At 71.7% G+C, this 14,488-nt stretch carries 16 protein-coding genes, 1 tRNA gene and 1 pseudogene; 9 read left to right on the top strand and 9 right to left on the bottom strand.

All coding sequences use genetic code 11. The features are described from left to right. Positions 1-68: 68 nt before the first annotated feature. Complete coding sequence (locus ACWDEX_RS00135) at positions 69-656, bottom strand: hypothetical protein (RefSeq protein ID WP_450460815.1); 588 nt, start codon at positions 654-656, stop codon at positions 69-71. Here ACWDEX_RS00135 and ACWDEX_RS00140 point away from each other — a divergent pair. Continuing rightward, positions 646-909 carry a peptidoglycan-binding domain-containing protein gene (locus ACWDEX_RS00140; RefSeq protein ID WP_450460816.1) on the top strand — a complete coding sequence of 88 codons (264 nt, stop codon included), beginning with the start codon at positions 646-648 and terminating at the stop codon, positions 907-909. The two genes, ACWDEX_RS00135 and ACWDEX_RS00140, sit on opposite strands and share 11 nt — an antisense overlap. Positions 910-1,107: 198 nt before the next feature. On the opposite strand, the gene ACWDEX_RS00145 is transcribed toward ACWDEX_RS00140, so the two are convergent. Beyond that, complete coding sequence (locus ACWDEX_RS00145) at positions 1,108-1,773, bottom strand: HAD-IA family hydrolase (RefSeq protein WP_450460817.1); 666 nt, start codon at positions 1,771-1,773, stop codon at positions 1,108-1,110. Positions 1,774-2,059: 286 nt separating this feature from the next. On the opposite strand from ACWDEX_RS00145, the gene ACWDEX_RS00150 reads away from it, so the two are divergent. Beyond that, positions 2,060-2,704 carry an HNH endonuclease family protein gene (locus ACWDEX_RS00150; protein WP_450460818.1) on the top strand — a complete coding sequence of 215 codons (645 nt, stop codon included), beginning with the start codon at positions 2,060-2,062 and terminating at the stop codon, positions 2,702-2,704. A gap of 178 nt (positions 2,705-2,882) precedes the next feature. Next, entirely contained in the window at positions 2,883-3,482 is a 600-nt protein-coding gene (locus tag ACWDEX_RS00155) for a DedA family protein (RefSeq protein WP_450460819.1), read from the top strand. Here the strand turns inward: ACWDEX_RS00155 and ACWDEX_RS00160 are convergent. Beyond that, positions 3,454-3,702: a DUF2277 domain-containing protein gene (locus ACWDEX_RS00160; protein WP_450460820.1), complete on the bottom strand. Its 249-nt coding sequence runs from the start codon at positions 3,700-3,702 to the stop codon at positions 3,454-3,456. The two genes, ACWDEX_RS00155 and ACWDEX_RS00160, sit on opposite strands and share 29 nt — an antisense overlap. A 368-nt stretch (positions 3,703-4,070) precedes the next feature. Between ACWDEX_RS00160 and ACWDEX_RS00165 the strand changes: the two genes are divergently transcribed. Then, complete coding sequence (locus ACWDEX_RS00165; RefSeq protein ID WP_450460821.1) at positions 4,071-4,982, top strand: ketopantoate reductase family protein; 912 nt, start codon at positions 4,071-4,073, stop codon at positions 4,980-4,982. Between the two features lie 4 nt (positions 4,983-4,986). On the opposite strand, the gene ACWDEX_RS00170 is transcribed toward ACWDEX_RS00165, so the two are convergent. Beyond that, positions 4,987-5,880, bottom strand: a complete 894-nt coding sequence (locus ACWDEX_RS00170) for a LysR family transcriptional regulator (RefSeq protein WP_450460822.1) — start codon at positions 5,878-5,880, stop codon at positions 4,987-4,989. 136 nt (positions 5,881-6,016) lie between these two features. On the opposite strand from ACWDEX_RS00170, the gene ACWDEX_RS00175 reads away from it, so the two are divergent. Next, positions 6,017-6,358 (top strand): hypothetical protein, encoded by a 342-nt coding sequence (locus tag ACWDEX_RS00175; RefSeq protein ID WP_450460823.1) that lies wholly within the window; start codon positions 6,017-6,019, stop codon positions 6,356-6,358. A 9-nt stretch (positions 6,359-6,367) separates the two neighbouring features. On the opposite strand, the gene ACWDEX_RS00180 is transcribed toward ACWDEX_RS00175, so the two are convergent. Beyond that, entirely contained in the window at positions 6,368-6,733 is a 366-nt protein-coding gene (locus tag ACWDEX_RS00180; protein WP_450460824.1) for a hypothetical protein, read from the bottom strand. A gap of 65 nt (positions 6,734-6,798) precedes the next feature. Between ACWDEX_RS00180 and ACWDEX_RS00185 the strand changes: the two are divergent. Beyond that, positions 6,799-7,254, top strand: a pseudogene (locus tag ACWDEX_RS00185) (hypothetical protein); the annotation flags it as partial. Between the two features lie 111 nt (positions 7,255-7,365). Here the strand turns inward: ACWDEX_RS00185 and ACWDEX_RS00190 are convergent. Further along, positions 7,366-7,440 (bottom strand) — tRNA-Val (locus ACWDEX_RS00190). Between the two features lie 190 nt (positions 7,441-7,630). Between ACWDEX_RS00190 and ACWDEX_RS00195 the strand changes: the two genes are divergently transcribed. From ACWDEX_RS00195 to ACWDEX_RS00205, 3 genes are all read left to right on the top strand, one after another. Next, a complete protein-coding gene (locus ACWDEX_RS00195; RefSeq protein WP_450460825.1) occupies positions 7,631-8,419 on the top strand; it encodes a DUF4097 family beta strand repeat-containing protein in 789 nt (262 codons plus the stop codon). A 120-nt stretch (positions 8,420-8,539) separates the two neighbouring features. Further along, a complete protein-coding gene (locus tag ACWDEX_RS00200; protein ID WP_450460826.1) occupies positions 8,540-10,066 on the top strand; it encodes a hypothetical protein in 1,527 nt (508 codons plus the stop codon). A 76-nt stretch (positions 10,067-10,142) separates the two neighbouring features. Continuing rightward, complete coding sequence (locus ACWDEX_RS00205) at positions 10,143-10,364, top strand: FmdB family zinc ribbon protein (RefSeq protein WP_450460827.1); 222 nt, start codon at positions 10,143-10,145, stop codon at positions 10,362-10,364. Positions 10,365-10,417: 53 nt separating this feature from the next. On the opposite strand, the gene ACWDEX_RS00210 is transcribed toward ACWDEX_RS00205, so the two are convergent. The 3 genes from ACWDEX_RS00210 to ACWDEX_RS00220 all read right to left on the bottom strand — a co-directional run bounded on the left by ACWDEX_RS00210 (position 10,418) and on the right by ACWDEX_RS00220 (position 14,457). Further along, positions 10,418-11,077, bottom strand: coding sequence for an O-methyltransferase (locus ACWDEX_RS00210; protein ID WP_450460828.1), 660 nt, complete (start codon positions 11,075-11,077; stop codon positions 10,418-10,420). Between the two features lie 81 nt (positions 11,078-11,158). After that, positions 11,159-11,986, bottom strand: coding sequence for an HAD family hydrolase (locus ACWDEX_RS00215; RefSeq protein ID WP_450460829.1), 828 nt, complete (start codon positions 11,984-11,986; stop codon positions 11,159-11,161). Further along, on the bottom strand, positions 11,983-14,457 hold the full coding sequence (locus ACWDEX_RS00220; protein WP_450460830.1) for a phosphoribosyltransferase: 2,475 nt from the start codon (positions 14,455-14,457) through the stop codon (positions 11,983-11,985). Before ACWDEX_RS00220 ends, ACWDEX_RS00215 begins: the two co-directional genes overlap by 4 nt. Positions 14,458-14,488 lie beyond the last annotated feature (31 nt).

The raw sequence follows: 14,488 nt of genomic DNA on the forward strand, positions 1-14,488 counted from the left end.
GCGCTCCGGGACGCGCGTACGGCCCAGGCGGCAGCGGCGGAGGATTTCAACCCCCTGCGGATCCGGCCCTACGTGGACATCCCGGTCACCATGACCGGGACCGAGGTTCCCACGGCACCAGGGCGAGCCGCGCGGGACGCGGCAGCGGACGAGACGATGCCGCTCGCAGCGGTTCCGGAAGAGACACGGGGACGGCACGCCCTCGCGCCGAAGGAGGCACCGGGACGAGACGCCACGATGCGGCCCGAAACCGTACCGGAAGGGCCAGGGGCCTCCGTGCCGCCGGGTGACGGGGAGCCGCGGCGCCGGCGGCGCACCGTGCTGCTGGCCGCCGCCGGGGCCGTCGTCGCGGTCGCGGCGGCCGCCGCGTTCGCCGGAGGGCTGCTCTCGTACGACACGCCGCAGCGGGACGAGGCGCGGCCCGACGGCATCCGGGCCGGCGTGCCGGATGAGTCGCGGTCGCGGGAACCGTCGGCCTCGACGTCCACGGGGTCCACGGGGGCGCCCATGGCAAGTGCGTCGGCATCGGCGAGCGCGGGTCCGACGCCGTCGACGTCGACGTCGCCGTCGGTGAGCGCGTCACCGAGCCGGTCCACCCCGGCCACACCGAGCACCGCGCCGACGACCGCCACCCCCACCGGCTCGGTGTCACCCACCACCACCGTCGGCGACGGCCCGCACGACGTCCAGGTCCTGCGCCTCGGCAGCCAGGGCCCCGAGGTCACCGGGCTCCAACTGCGGCTGCGCCAGCTCAATCTGTACACCGGCCCCGCGCACGGCAACTACAACAAGAAGGTGGAGTGGGCCGTCAGCGCCTACCAGTCCGCGCGCGGCATCACGCAGGACGAGCCGGGAGTGTACGGGCCGGCCACGCGGGCGCAACTGGAGTCGGAGACGAGAGAGCCCTGAGGCGACCGCGAGGACGACCAGAGCCTGTATTGAGTTGCCCGTCGTTCACCCGGAGGGCGGGCGTCGCGGCGTCTGGTGCTGGGGGCACCTCCCACGCCGTTCAGGCAGTGGGGGAGCCTCGCAAGGCGGAGGGTCGCCCGCGTACTGGGACGCCGCGACGCAGGCGGGCAACTCAATACAGGCCCTGGGGCCGTGCCGTCAGTCGACGCACACCTGGATCAGCCCGCCCGCCGCGGACTGCACGCGCACCCGTGTGAGGTCCGGGACCAGCACGTCGGGGCGGTGCGACCGAGCCCGGGGGCCGACGCCGACCACCCGCATCCCGGCGGCGCGCCCCGCGGCGATGCCCGCGCCCGAGTCCTCGAAGACGAGGCAGTCCTCGGGCGCGACGCCCAGTTCGACGGCGCCCTTGAGGAAGCCCTCGGGGTCCGGCTTGCTCGCGCCGACGGACTCGGCGGTGATGCGCACATCCGGCAGCCTCAGGCCCGCGGCTGCCATACGCCCGGTGGACAGCGCCACGTCCGCCGAGGTCACGAGGGCGTGCGGCAGCCCGGCGAGGGAGGCGAGGAACGCGGCGGCGCCGGGGACCTCGACCACACCGTCCATGTCGGCGGTCTCCTCGGCGAGCATGCGGGCGTTGTCGGCGTGGTTCTGCTCCATGGGGCGGTTCGGCAGCAGTACGGCCATCGACGCATAACCCTGCCGACCGTGCACGACCTTCAGCACCTCGTCGCCGTCCAGCCCGTGCCGACCGGCCCAGCGCCGCCAGCAGCGCTCCACGACCGCATCGGAGTTGACGAGAGTGCCGTCCATGTCCAGCAGAAGGGCGCGGGCGGTGAGCAGGGTCGTGGCCGTCATCGACATGGCTCCAAGGCGCGGAAGAGGGGCCGACCGGTGCAGGCGGACCCGGGGACAAGGCGGCCCCGCCCGCCGGTCAGGGAGTGCGAGCGGGAGCCACTTTGTTCCACCACGATACAAAACGCCCTCGCATCACGCCACACCACCGGCCCGCATTGATCCCGGCCGCGAGGGTTGTCATGTCATGTACGCGCCACTAACGTCTCACCGAACGTACACCCTCCGGCAACGCGCCCAGGTGAGCATTCTGCTTGCCCGCAGCTCAACACCCCTACCCCACAAGGGAGTTCGCATGTCCACGGTCTACGCGCGTCGACACCTCAGTAAGCTGGCGGCCCTCACCGGACTCATAGCCCTCGTCGGAATCCTCAACGGTCCGACCGCCTCCGCCACACTCCCCACCCCGGTCAGCGCCGCCACCGCGCGCACCTATCTCGCCTCCCTCACGGTCGCCGCCGAGAACCGCACCGGCTACAGCCGCGACCTCTTCCCCCACTGGATCACCATCAGCGGCACCTGCAACACCCGTGAGACGGTACTCAAGCGCGACGGCTCGAACGTCGTCACCGACTCCTCCTGCGCGGCCACCAGCGGCAGTTGGTACTCGCAGTACGACGGCGTCACCCTGACCGCCGCCTCCGGCGTGGACATCGACCACGTCGTCCCGCTCGCCGAAGCCTGGGACTCCGGCGCCGGAAAGTGGACCACCGCCCAGCGCCAGGCCTTCGCCAACGACCTGACCCGGCCCCAACTGATCGCCGTGTCGGCGAGCTCCAACCGCTCGAAGGGCGACAAGGACCCGGCCGAGTGGGTCCCGACCCGGTCGGCGTACCGCTGCACCTACGTCCGCGCCTGGGTACAGGTGAAGTACTACTACAACCTCTCCGTCGACCCGACCGAGAAGAGCGCGCTGCAGAACTACCTCGCCGCCTGCTGAGCCGCTCGGATTCCCGGAACCTCCCCGCTCGCACCCATCGTTCTCACCCCCGGTACACCGCCTGTCACAGCCGCCGCGTACGCTGTACGGCTGTCGAAGGCCGCTCCTGCCGCTCCCCCGCGACATCGCGGCACCGCGGCACGCAGCTGCCTCTGGGGAGTTGATCGGGGGAGTCCGGGTGCTTGAGATGGTGGGGTCGCTGACCGGCAGCCCCTGGATCTACCCCGTCGTGGCCATGTCGGTCCTGTTGGACGTCTTCCTGCCGGTGCTGCCGAGCGGCATCCTCGTCATCACCGCGGCCACGGCGGCAGCGGCCGGTTCGGCCGTCGCGCACGTGCCGGACGTCCTCGGGCTCGCCCTGTGCGCGGCGACGGCCTCGGTTCTGGGCGACCTGGTCGCGTACCGCCTGGCCTGGCGCGGCGGCGCCCGACTGGACCGGGCGATAGCCCGCTCACGCCGGCTGACGAGCGCGCAGGAACGCCTCGGAGCGGCGCTCGCACACGGTGGCGGAATGCTGGTGATACTCGCCCGGTTCGCGCCCGCGGGCCGCTCGGTCGTCTCTCTCGGCGCGGGCGCCGCCCGCCGCCGCGCCCGCGACTTCCTGCCCTGGTCGGCGCTGGCGGGTGTCGCCTGGGCCGGATACAGCGTGGCCCTCGGCTACTTCGGCGGCCAGTGGCTGGGTACGAGCTGGCTCGCGACGGGCGTCTCGGTCACCGCCCTGTTCGCGGCGGGCGCGGGCGCCACCTACTTCATGCGCCGTCCGGCACCACAGAGATAGCGTCCCGGGCCCGTCCCCGCACCTCCAGACCGGCGAGCAACTCCGCGGTCGCCGCGGCGACCGCGTCCACCGCCCGGTCGAACACCTCACGGTTGTGGGCGGCCGGCGACCGGAAGCCGGACACCTTGCGCACGAACTGAAGCGCGGCGGCACGGATCTCCTCCTCCGTGGCCTCTTCGGGGAGAACGGGCGGGCGAAGCGTCTTGATGCTGCGGCACATGCGTCCAGTGTCGCGCGATCCGCCGCCTGCCGGGCGCAGCCGGGTGAAACGCGGGGAACACCCTTTCGAGCGCTGAGCCCATTTCACCGAGGACGGCCCCACGCTGACCAAGGCGTTCGCGGACACGGGACTGCCGGACCGGCTGCACCTGCTGAAGCCGGAGGGTTCGGTACGCCTGTGAGGCCACGGGTCGGCCGGTACGTCGAACCCCGCCGCTTCCGTCGGCCGGAGTCCGTACGCTTCCTGCAGTACCCAAGCGATTCCTTGGAATTGGCCAAGTTTCCCTGAGGATTGACTGGATGATTCCCCCCTTGTGATCATCGCCGATGGGCCTCGACCGGGGGCCAGGACAAGGAACGGGGACGGACATGACGAACGGAAACCTCACGGTGGCGGTCCTGGGGCCGGGCGGTGTCGGCGGTCTGCTCGCCGCGCTGCTGGCCCGAGCCGGGCACCGGGTGATCTGCCTGGCGGGCGAGGAGACCGTGCGCACACTCGGCGGGCACGGCATCCGGGTAAGCAGCGGCCGGTTCGGCGAGTTCACGGCCCGGGTGGAGGCGGACACGGAACTGCGCGAGTCGGCCGACATCGTGCTCGTCGCGGTCAAGCACACCGCGCTCGACTCCGCGCTGGACCGCGTACCGGCGGCGGTGCTCGGCGAGAACACCGTGGTCGTACCGCTGTTGAACGGCGTGGAACACCCGGAGGCCCTGCGCGAGCGCTACAGCGTCACGCGGGTGGCGCCCGCCGTCATCCGTGTCGAGTCGACCCGTGTCGCGCCTGCGGTGATCGAGCACGCCAGCCCGTTCGTGGAAATCGATCTGACCGGGGACACCGTGGCACGCGACCGTCTCGACCGGCTCGTGGGGGCTCTGGAGTGGGCAGGGGTGCGCGCCCGCATCCTGGAGGGGGAATCGGCAGCCCTGTGGGCGAAGATGGCGTTCCTCGCGCCGCTCGCGCTGCTGACGACGCGGTACGGGGTGCCCCTTGGCGACATCCGCACCCGGCACCGCGACGAACTGGTCTCGCTGGTGGAGGAGACTGCGGCGGTCGGCCGGGCGAGCGGCGCGGCCACCGACCCGGAGGCGGCCCTCGCGCGGTACGACGCCTTCCCGGCGGAGACGAAGTCGTCGATGCAGCGCGACGCGGAGGCCGGCCGGCCGCTCGAACTGGACGCGATCGGCGGGGCGTTGCTGAGGGCGGCCGAGCGGCACGGGGTGGCGGTTCCGGTGGCGACGCGCCTGGTGGGCGAGTTGGGGAAGTCGCCCTTGGGCTCGTGAGCCGTCAGGGCAGTGTGTTGTGCCGGGTGACCAGGTCGGCGAAGGCGCGGGCCGACGGTGACAGGGCGTCCCAGCGACGCACCGCCCAACCGACCGCGAGCGGCGGCAGTTCTGGCACCGGGATGAACCGCAGCCCGGGACGACCGTGCGTGCGATAGCCGGGCAGGTCGGGCACGACCGCGTGGCCGACGCCGAGTTCGGCGAGCAGGACGGCGGTGTCCCAGTCGGCCACACTGGTCTCGGACGTGGCCACGGATATCCCCAACTCAACGTAGATGGAGTCAAGTCGAGCGCGTGAGGTGGAGCCCTCGGGCAGGTTGACGAGCCGCAGCCCGGCCAGGTCGGCGGCCTCGACCCGTTCCCGCCCGGCGAGTTCGTCGTCGGCGGGTACGGCGAGCACCCAGGGCAGGCGGGCGACGGGCCGCTGCTCGATGCCGCGCACGGACGGCCCGAGCGTCACCCAGGCGAGGTCGAGCCCGGGCTCCCGCAGTGCGTCGAAACAGCTACGGCTCGAGCTCTCTGTCTGGAACTCCAGGCTGACCCGCGGATGCTGCCGCCGGAACTCGGCCACCGCGGCGGCCATGAAGTGCCGCACGGTGACGCTTCCGGTGGCGATCCGTACGACGCCGCCGTCGCCCCGCGCGATCTCCGCCAGCCTGCGCAGTGCCAGGTCGAGCCCGGACATGCCCTCCTCGGCGGCCTGGTACAACACACGCCCGGCCCGGGTGGGAACGACCCCGCGCGACTGCCGCTCCACGAGGCCGACACCTGTCTCACGCTCCAGCCGCCGTACGTGCTGGCTGACGGCGGACTGGGTGCAGCCCAGCTCCCGGGCCACGGCACTGAGGCTTCCGGCCCGGCAGACGGCGACGAACACACGCAGATCATCGAGGGTCACGGTGATCAAAGGTAGCCGCCGGGTGGGACCGGCCGCCGGGTGGTGCCTGCTCCTGGAGGCGACGTCCGTGCATCCGTTCGAGTGAAGCGCCCGAAGCGACTCGCATCAGAAAATCGAACAGACGTAGCATTGCGGTGTGGCTGCGACCTATGACTTTCCGGGTGACCTCCTCACCGGCCAGGAGGAGCTGCATCAGGTCCGGGCAGAGCTCCTGACCCTGCTGAAGCGGCTTCCCTGGTCGGTGGAACCGCTGGACGGCTTCAGCGACGACACCGGCTGGCGCAAGGTGGAGCGCCAAGCGTCCCCGGGCTGGACCGAAGAGGAGCAGGCCGAGGTGGAAAAACTCCGGCAGCGCGAACGGGAACTCGCGGTGTTCGTCTCCTGCCACCGCTTCTGGGCGGAAGTGACGACCGAGAACAAGGTGGACGCACGCATGTACCTGAAGCACGTGCACGTGGAACCACCGACGAGGGCTTGAGACAAGTCGTCACGGCCGATCGGTGATGGAGAACTCCATCCACTCGATGCCCTGGACGGTGAAGTCGGCGCCGGCGTTGGTGGCCGCGATTCCCACGAACTCATGGCGTGCGTTGCCGTCCGGGCTCATGAGACTCCACGGGGTGGCGAACTTCCAAGCACACTCGAGGGTGGTCAGCAGCGCATGTTCCGGGGTGGCGGACTTCAGGGTGGAGACCAGCCGCAGATCGGCGAGTTCGGGGAACTTCCAGTACCGCTCGTAGCTGTCGATCTCAAGGGGCAGATGCGACCGCGCACCGAGGCGGTCGACAACTCGTTCTGCCTTGCGCCGGTCAGCCGCATGGGCGAAGCAGTGCCAACGGATCGTCTCGAACATGCGGGAGAACATACGGGCTTGCCGTCGTCGTCTGCACGTTCGACGGCCCCTTAGGGTTGCTACGCATGCGGCCAGGACAGCAACCGCCCGGGGGCGAGCCGAACCCGCAGCACCAGAGCCCGTACCAGCAGCCGGGTGAGCCGCAGTGGGGTGCGCCGACGGGCGCGCCGCAGCCACCGAGCGGCGGGGGCGGCGGGAACCGCACGAGATTCGTCGCGATCGGAGCGGCCACGGCCGTGGTCGTGGCCGCCGGTGTCACCGGCTTTTTGCTCCTGGGCGGGAACAAGGACGCCAAGGCGTCTGCCGGTTCCTCGCCGAGCGCAACGGCCTCTGCGTCGGAGTCGGACGACAGTGCGCGCGGTACCGAGACCGAGAAGCCGACCGTCCCGGGCTGGAAGGTCGTCCTCAACCCCAAGTCGGGCGTCGCCTTCGACGTCCCGGCGGGCTGGGAGGCGAAGGGCCCGAACAGCGCCGTCGCCTTCACGGACGAGAAGACAGGCAAGCCCATCGCCTACATGGGAGGCATCGCCACAGGTCCTCGGGTATCCACCCGCCGACCCGGGCCTCTCTGATTGCCGTCAAGGACAGACGTCAAGGACCCCTGCGATCATGCTTTGCAGGGGCCCTTGTCCTGGTGGGCGCGGACGGTTTCGAACCGCCGACATCCGCCTTGTAAGGGCGGCGCTCTACCGCTGAGCTACGCGCCCAGGATGAGTGGACAGCCTACATTGCCTGAGGGTGTGCCCCGCAAACCAGCCCTCCATGGATGCCGAGGCAGGCGGTTGCGGGGGTTATCCCCACCCCCCGTCCGGGAGCGTGCCGGATCCTCCCGAGGGCCGCACACGCGTACGGTCAGAGCACATGTTCAGCAGATCATCAGCACTTCAGGGGGACGGCGTGGCTCGTAATGCGGCGCGTACTGGACGGACTCGACGGACGGGGCGCGCCGTCGCCGTCACGGGAATCGTCGCGGCGCTCATCGCGACGGCCGCCGCGTGCGGGAACGACGCGCAGGACGACAAACATCCGGATCACCGTGCCTTCACACTGCACGGTCGTACCCTCACCGTCGACTCCGACAACTCGGATCTGGAGATCGTCCCGGCGAAGGTGGACAAGGTCCAGGTCACGCGGTGGTTCCGGGGCTCGGTCATTATCGGTGAGGACCCCCGGGTGACCTGGGCCATGAAGGACGACCGGCTCGTCCTGCGGCTGAAGTGTTCGGGCCTGGTCTCGAACTGCTCCGCCCGGCACCGGATCGAGGTGCCGCGCGGGATCGACGTCAAGGTCGAGGACCGTAACGGGGGTGTACGGGCACAGGGCTTCAAGGAGGCGCTGAGTATTCGGACCCGGAACGGTTCGGTACGAGTGACCGACTCCACGGGGGCGCTGACGCTGAACAGCCGCGAGGGATCGGTCCGTGCGACGGGTGTGGGCTCGCAACGCGTACACGTCGAGACACGGAACGGCTCGATCCACCTCGAACTCGCGGTCGCGCCCGACCTGGTGAAGGCGGCCAGCTGGAACGGCTCGATGTCGATCGCACTGCCCAAGGGCGCCTACCGCGTGACCACCAACACCCGCAACGGCTCGGCCCACGTGTCCGTCCCCCAGGACCCGAGCAGCTCCCATGTGGTCGACACACTGACGAGGGACGGCTCGGTCACCGTGCGGACGGCGGGGTAGGACCTCGCGCCGGCCGGGGCAGCGGCCCGGCCGGCGACACCGTGAACCGACCGCCCCGTGTGTTCGTCCTCAACCGGTGGGACAATGAACCGGGCAGGGCGAACGACACGGGAGAGGGATGTGACGGCGACACCACTACAGCCGTACCCACCGCTTGCGCCATGCGCGCGCCTCGCCGCGCCGAGTCGCCGCCCCGATCCCACGAGTACCCCGTCTCCGCCGGAGGCCGCGCGCGACGATCGGCACTCGGCGCCGCGGACCGCACCACCGGCCCCGCGGACCGAAGCGGCGGACGGCGCCGGAGCCCGCCGTCCGCGGCGTCCCGCCCCCGTCCGTGACACCCTCGCCCTCCTCGCCCTCCCCGTGGCCGCCGCCCTCCTCCTGCCCGCGGCGTTCGCCTCGGGCGGGACACGACGGTGGTTCGGGGGACGCGCCGAGGGGCAGCGAGCCGAGGCGCAGGCCGCCAAGGACGCCGCCGCGGCCGCGTTCTACGAGCTCGACACCGCCCAGCGCGATCTCAGGATCTCGATCGAGACCATCGCCGCCGTCGACGACTCCCCGGCCGCGCGCCGCGCGATCGCCGACTTCGAGGCGCTCGGGCGGCGCATCGACGAGGTCAGTCACCGGTACATCGAGGCCGTGGACGCCCACGACCTCGACCGGGTCGATCTCGAGGCCTCCGTGGCCTCCCGCGCCCGCGCCGAACTCACCGCCGCCAAGGACGAACTCGTCCGTGTGAAGCAGGAGCTGGGTCGTTACGCCCAGGGGCTCGGGCCGCTGCTCGGCAAGGCCGAGACCCAGCTCGCCCGGCTCGCCCCGGCCGTGGAGCGGGCCCGCCAGTCCCTGCTCGGCGCCAGCAACGCCCTGGACGGCGCGCGGGAGGCCGGACTCAAGGCCGACGACCTGGCCGCGCGTCTGGCCGCCCTCGCCCCCGAACTGACCAAGCTGAACCAGGGTGCGGGACAGTACGGCGTGCCGCAGACCCTGGAGCGCGCCGAGCGGGTCACGCGAGAGGCCGAGGCCCTGCGTGCGGAGGCCGCGCGGCTGCCGGAGCGGGCCGCCGAGATCGACAACCGGCTGGTGTCCCTGCGTACCCGGGCGCAGGCGCTCACCACCCGCGCCGGCCAGGTGGAGCCCGTACTGAGCGAGCTGCGGCGACGGTTCTCGGCCGCCTGTTGGCAGGATCTGCAGCATGTGCCGGACCAGGCCGCCGAGGCGGTACGGCAGGCCGAGCTGAAGCTGAGGGAGGCACAGGCCGCCCGTGACACCCAGCGCTGGCCGGACGCGACCTCGCTGCTGTCCACCGTACGGGCGCTGCTGAACACGACGGACGAGGCCGTGTCCGCGGCCGGCGACCGGCTGCGGCAGCTCAACGCCGTGCAGAAGGACCCGCAGGCGGAGATCGAGCGGACGCGGTTCGCGATCCGGGACGCGCAGCGGCTGGCCATGACGGGGCGTACGGCTCCCGATCCGCGGCACGCCCGCCCGCTCGACGAGTCGGTGGCCCGTCTCGACCGTGCGATCGCCACGCTGGAGGGCCGCCACCCGGACTACTGGCACTTCCTGACGGAGACGGAGGCGGTGCGGCGAACGACCGCTCAGGTCGTGGCCCGCATCCGTGAGGAACGCGGCACGGGCGCCTCGTAGCGTCCACCGGCCGTCCCGGTCATCGTGGGCCCGGGACGGCCTGTGCTCTCCCGGAGCCGCCCGTTAACCTGTGCGCATGCCTCGCTATGAGTACCGCTGCCGTACCTGCGGCGACACGTTCGAACTGAGCCGTCCGATGGCGGAGTCCTCCGCGCCCGCATCCTGCCCGTCGGGCCATGACGACACCGTGAAGCTCCTGTCGACGGTCGCGGTGGGCGGCACCGCGACCGGCGCCGCACCGGCACCGCGGGCGGGCGGCGGAGGCGGTGGGTGCTGCGGCGGGGGCTGCTGCGGCTGAGCCTCTGGCCGGTCCTTCCGGTCACAGCACCGTTGCCTGCCGTGGCGCTGGACCTAGCGTCGGCGCGCCAGGGTCAGGCCGTCCGCCACGGCCAGCATCACGCTGTCCACTCGCTCGTCCGCCCGCACATGCGTGTTGAAGTCCTTGATCGCGGCCGCGAGTCCGGTCGCGTCCGGGTCCGTCACATCGCCGTGGTAGAAGACGTTGTCCACCACGAGCAGGCCACCGGGGCGCATGCGCGGCACCAACTCGTCCCAGTAGGCGACATAGTTGTCCTTGTCCGCGTCGATGAACGCCATGTCGATATGCGGTTCGGACGGCAGCCCCCGCAGCGTCTGCAGCGCGGGCGCGATCCGCAGGTCGATCCGGTCGGCCACTCCCGCCTTCGCCCAGGCCACCCGCGCGTGCTCGGTCCACTCCTCGGAGACATCGCAGGTCAGCAGCGTCCCGTCGGGCGGCAACGCCTGAGCCATGGAGAGCGCCGACAGCCCGGTGAACGTCCCGACCTCGACGATCCGTCGCGCCCCGGTCAGTCGCACCAGGAACGCCAGCAGCGGCCCCTGCTCCTCGGCGACCTGTTTGCCCGCCACCAGCGGCAGCTGTGTGTGGGTGATCTCGACGAGCATCCGCTGCACCGGGTCCAACGGCGGGTTGTGGCCGAGCATGTACGCATACAGTTCGTCCGTCAGCGGCGTTCCGTTCCCCTTGGCCACGCGATCTCCTCAGCCTCGGTCCCCAAGGCTCCATTGCCCCGAGGATTCCTCCACCGTATCCCCGGGCCCTCCGGCCGGGATCTACGCGTGTCGGGCCTCACGCGCCGCCTTCAGGAACTCCCGCAGGATCCGCTCGCCGGCCAGCACGCCCTGCTCCGGCAGTGCGCCGACCCCCGGTGCCGTCCAGTCGGTGTCGGCCAGTTCGCCGTGGCCCGGGCGCCAGCCGCGGTCCGCGGCGAGGAGCAGGTCCGCGTCCAGCAGCGAGTCCCCGGCGGCGAGCGTGGACCCGGCACCGGTACGGCGGGCCACCTCGCGCACGGCGGCGCTCTTGGTGAGCGGCCTGGGCACGGCGTAGACCTTGCGGCCCTGGAGCGACACCGTCCAGCCGCGGTCCTCCGCCCACGCGGCCGCTTCCCTCACCCACTCCTCGGGCAGCAGCTCACGCTCGACGACCAGATAGACGAAGAGGTCCTCGGCCACCCGGAGCTTGCGCAGCCAGGCCGGGTCCGCGGTGGCCGCGAGGTGCTCACGCACCTCGGCCAGCGCCGCGCACTCGTCGGCGAGCCGGGTCAGCACCCCGGCGTGCCAGTCGGGGTCGGAGACTCCGTCGACCAGCAGATGGCCGCCGTTCGCGCAGACCGCGTACTTCGGGGTGGGGCCCGGCAGGTCGATGCGCTGGTACTGCGTACGGGTGCGGGTCGTGGCCGGCACGAACACCGCCCGGTCGCTGAGGTCGGTCAGCAGTCCGGCCGCGGTCTCGGTCATGTACGACAGCGGCTTGCCCTCGTACACCTCGACACACCGCAGACGGGGCGTCGAAGGAGGAGGGTCCGGCATGGTCAGCGCGAGCGCCGTGGAGGAGTAGATCAGCGTACGGTCGAGATCGCTGGCGACCAGGACGGAGCTCATGCGGACACCGCCCTGCCGTCGGCGCCGGTCGCGCCCCGCGTGTAGCGGGGGTGGATCAGCCCCACACAGGTGTACGGGAGTCCTTCGACCTCCTCCACCGGCACGCCGCGCTGCCCGGCCAGCAGGCGTACATGGTCGAGGTCGGCGCCCGCCCCGGCCCGTGCCAGGACCTTCCAGGGCACCCGGCGCAGCAGGACCCGTGTGGTCTCGCCGACGCCCGGTTTGACGAGGTTCACGTCATGGATGCCGTACTCCTCGCTGATGCGTTCCACCGCCGCCCAGCCCTCCCAGGTCGGCGTGCGGTCGCCGCTGAGCATCTCCTTCGCCTGCACGTCGACCGCCTCCTCGACCTCGGCGAAGCGGGCGGAGACGGCGTCGAGGAAGGCGGCCGACACATCCGTTCCGGCGAGTTCGCGGTAGAACTTCGCGCCGTGGTAGTCGTGCGGGCCGACCAGGTCGGCTCGCAGCACCGTCCGTGAGATCAGCCCGGAGACCGTCGAGTTGAGACATGCGGACGGGATCAGGAAGTCCTCCCGGGTGCCGTACGTCCGCACGCACGAACCCGGGTCGGCGAGCACCGCGATCTCCGGGTCGAAGCCCGTGATGCCTTCACGGGCCTCGAACTCCCTGATCGCTTCGGCCAGTTCCCGGGTGATGGCGCCCTTTCCGGTCCAGCCGTCGACGAAGACGATGTCGGACGGGTCGTAGCGGTCGGCCAGCCAGCGCAGCGCGTTGGCGTCGATGCCGCGGCCGCGCACGATCGACACCGTGTAGTGCGGCAGGTCGAGCCCGTGCCGGTGCCCCGCCCAGCGACGCATCAGGACACCGACCGGGGTGCCCGCGCGGGCCAGCGAGACCAGGACGGGCCGGGGCATGGGGGTCCCCCCGCTCGAGCGAAGCCGAGAGTGGGGGATCTCGGCCAGGACCGTCTCGGTGACCACGCCGACGGCCTGGGCGAGACGGGTCGCCGAGGCCTCCAGCGCCGTGTGGAACAGCTCCTGGTACTGCGGACTTGGCTGGTACTCCACCGGCAGCGACTCGGCGTAGTGCGCGCCGCCGTTCTGGATCGCCTCCTCGCGCTCCTCTGTCGGCGCCTCCAGGGTGACGTCCGAGAGATCCTGCAGCAGCCAGCCGACCTCGTCGGGCGCGTACGAGGAGAAGGCGGGGCCACGAAGGGGCTCGGACAGCATCACGGACCTTTCGGGGGCCTGCGGTGGCTCGGGGACGTAGCTGGGGACGACCGCGAGCAGGACGTGCGGGGTGTGGGCGGCGAGCCGGTCCAGCAGGCCGCCGGGGGCGTGCAGTGCGGGGGTGTCGGCCGTGGAGTCCACGACCGCGACGACGGTGTCGAAGCCTGCGTCCGCGACGTTGTAGGCGTAGCGCTCGCCTGGGCCGTCGGCCGGGTCGTCATGGGCGGGGAAGACGATCCGGCTGCGTATCGCGTAGCCGGGGTCGTCGATCGCGAGGACCGGCGAGCGGGTGGTCGTGGAGTAGCGGACCTCGGCGGCCACGACCTGCTCCAGTTCCCGCGCGAGCCGGAGCGGCGCGTACATCAGCTCCTCGAAGCCGAGCACGAGTACGCGCCGGGCGTCCGCGGGCAGCGCCTCGGCGATCCGCGCGGTCATCGCCGGAAGGGCGCGCTCCAGTCGGGTCCGGTGCTCCGGGGTGAAGCCGTGCCGTCCGCCGTCGGGCAGGCCGCGGGGCCAGCCGAGGCCCACGCGGGCGACGGTCCCGTGGGGCTCCCTCTCCGGTGGCGCCGTCTCGTGCCGGGCGACCAACTGCCGCCCCTTCTCCAGGACGCCCTCCGGCAGCCGTACCGTCCCGGTGGCCATCGTCACCAGGTCGATCCGTGCGCCGATCTCCCGCGCGAACTCCTCCAGCCGGCCCAGGTCGGCGTCCGAGCGCAGGTCGACCAGCGTGACGACGACGTACCGCTTCCTCGGGTACCGGCCGTGCAGGTCGCGGATGGTGTTCTGGACCGTGTTGCCGGTCGAGAACTCGTCGTCGACCAGAACCAGCGGCCCGTCACCCGCGAGCAGCGCCCGGTCTTCCGGCAGCAGCAGATGCGAGGTCGCGTGCGAATGGGACTCCTCGAAGCCGCCGGCGCGTGCGACGCCCTCGACGGGGCGGCGGGTGGAGTGGAGGTAGGGCGCGCTGCCGAGCCCGTCCGCGACCGAGTGGCCGAGGCCGGTGGCCGTCTCGGCATACCCGAGGACGACCGCCCGGTCCTCTCCCGGGCGCTCGGCGCCCAGCAGGTCCCGCACCCGGCGGCCGAGCGTGAACCCGTAGCCGTAGACGACGGAGGGGGACTGCGGGACATGCTTGCCCAGTACATGGGAGACGAGCAGATGCGCCCGCTTGGGGTTGCGCCGCAGCGCGAGCCCCAGAAGATCGGTCAGATTGCCGTCGCCGACCAGCTCGACTCCGAGCCGCTCGGACACCCACGTCCCGGACCAGACCACGTTCCTCATCAGTTCCTTGTCACTATGGCGGTACGACCGC

It is taken from the genome of Streptomyces sp. NPDC001020, assembly GCF_053599115.1.

Bases quoted from the DNA above. Each gene is read 5' to 3' on its own strand.
- ACWDEX_RS00205 (WP_450460827.1), top strand. From the start codon at position 10,143: ATGCCTCGCTATGAGTACCGCTGCCGTACCTGCGGCGACACGTTCGAA.
- ACWDEX_RS00165 (WP_450460821.1), top strand. From the start codon at position 4,071: ATGACGAACGGAAACCTCACGGTGGCGGTCCTGGGGCCGGGCGGTGTC.
- ACWDEX_RS00180 (WP_450460824.1), bottom strand. From the start codon at position 6,733: ATGTTCGAGACGATCCGTTGGCACTGCTTCGCCCATGCGGCTGACCGG.
- ACWDEX_RS00220 (WP_450460830.1), bottom strand. From the start codon at position 14,457: ATGAGGAACGTGGTCTGGTCCGGGACGTGGGTGTCCGAGCGGCTCGGA.
- ACWDEX_RS00145 (WP_450460817.1), bottom strand. From the start codon at position 1,773: ATGTCGATGACGGCCACGACCCTGCTCACCGCCCGCGCCCTTCTGCTG.
- ACWDEX_RS00150 (WP_450460818.1), top strand. From the start codon at position 2,060: ATGTCCACGGTCTACGCGCGTCGACACCTCAGTAAGCTGGCGGCCCTC.
- ACWDEX_RS00215 (WP_450460829.1), bottom strand. From the start codon at position 11,986: ATGAGCTCCGTCCTGGTCGCCAGCGATCTCGACCGTACGCTGATCTAC.
- ACWDEX_RS00160 (WP_450460820.1), bottom strand. From the start codon at position 3,702: ATGTGCCGCAGCATCAAGACGCTTCGCCCGCCCGTTCTCCCCGAAGAG.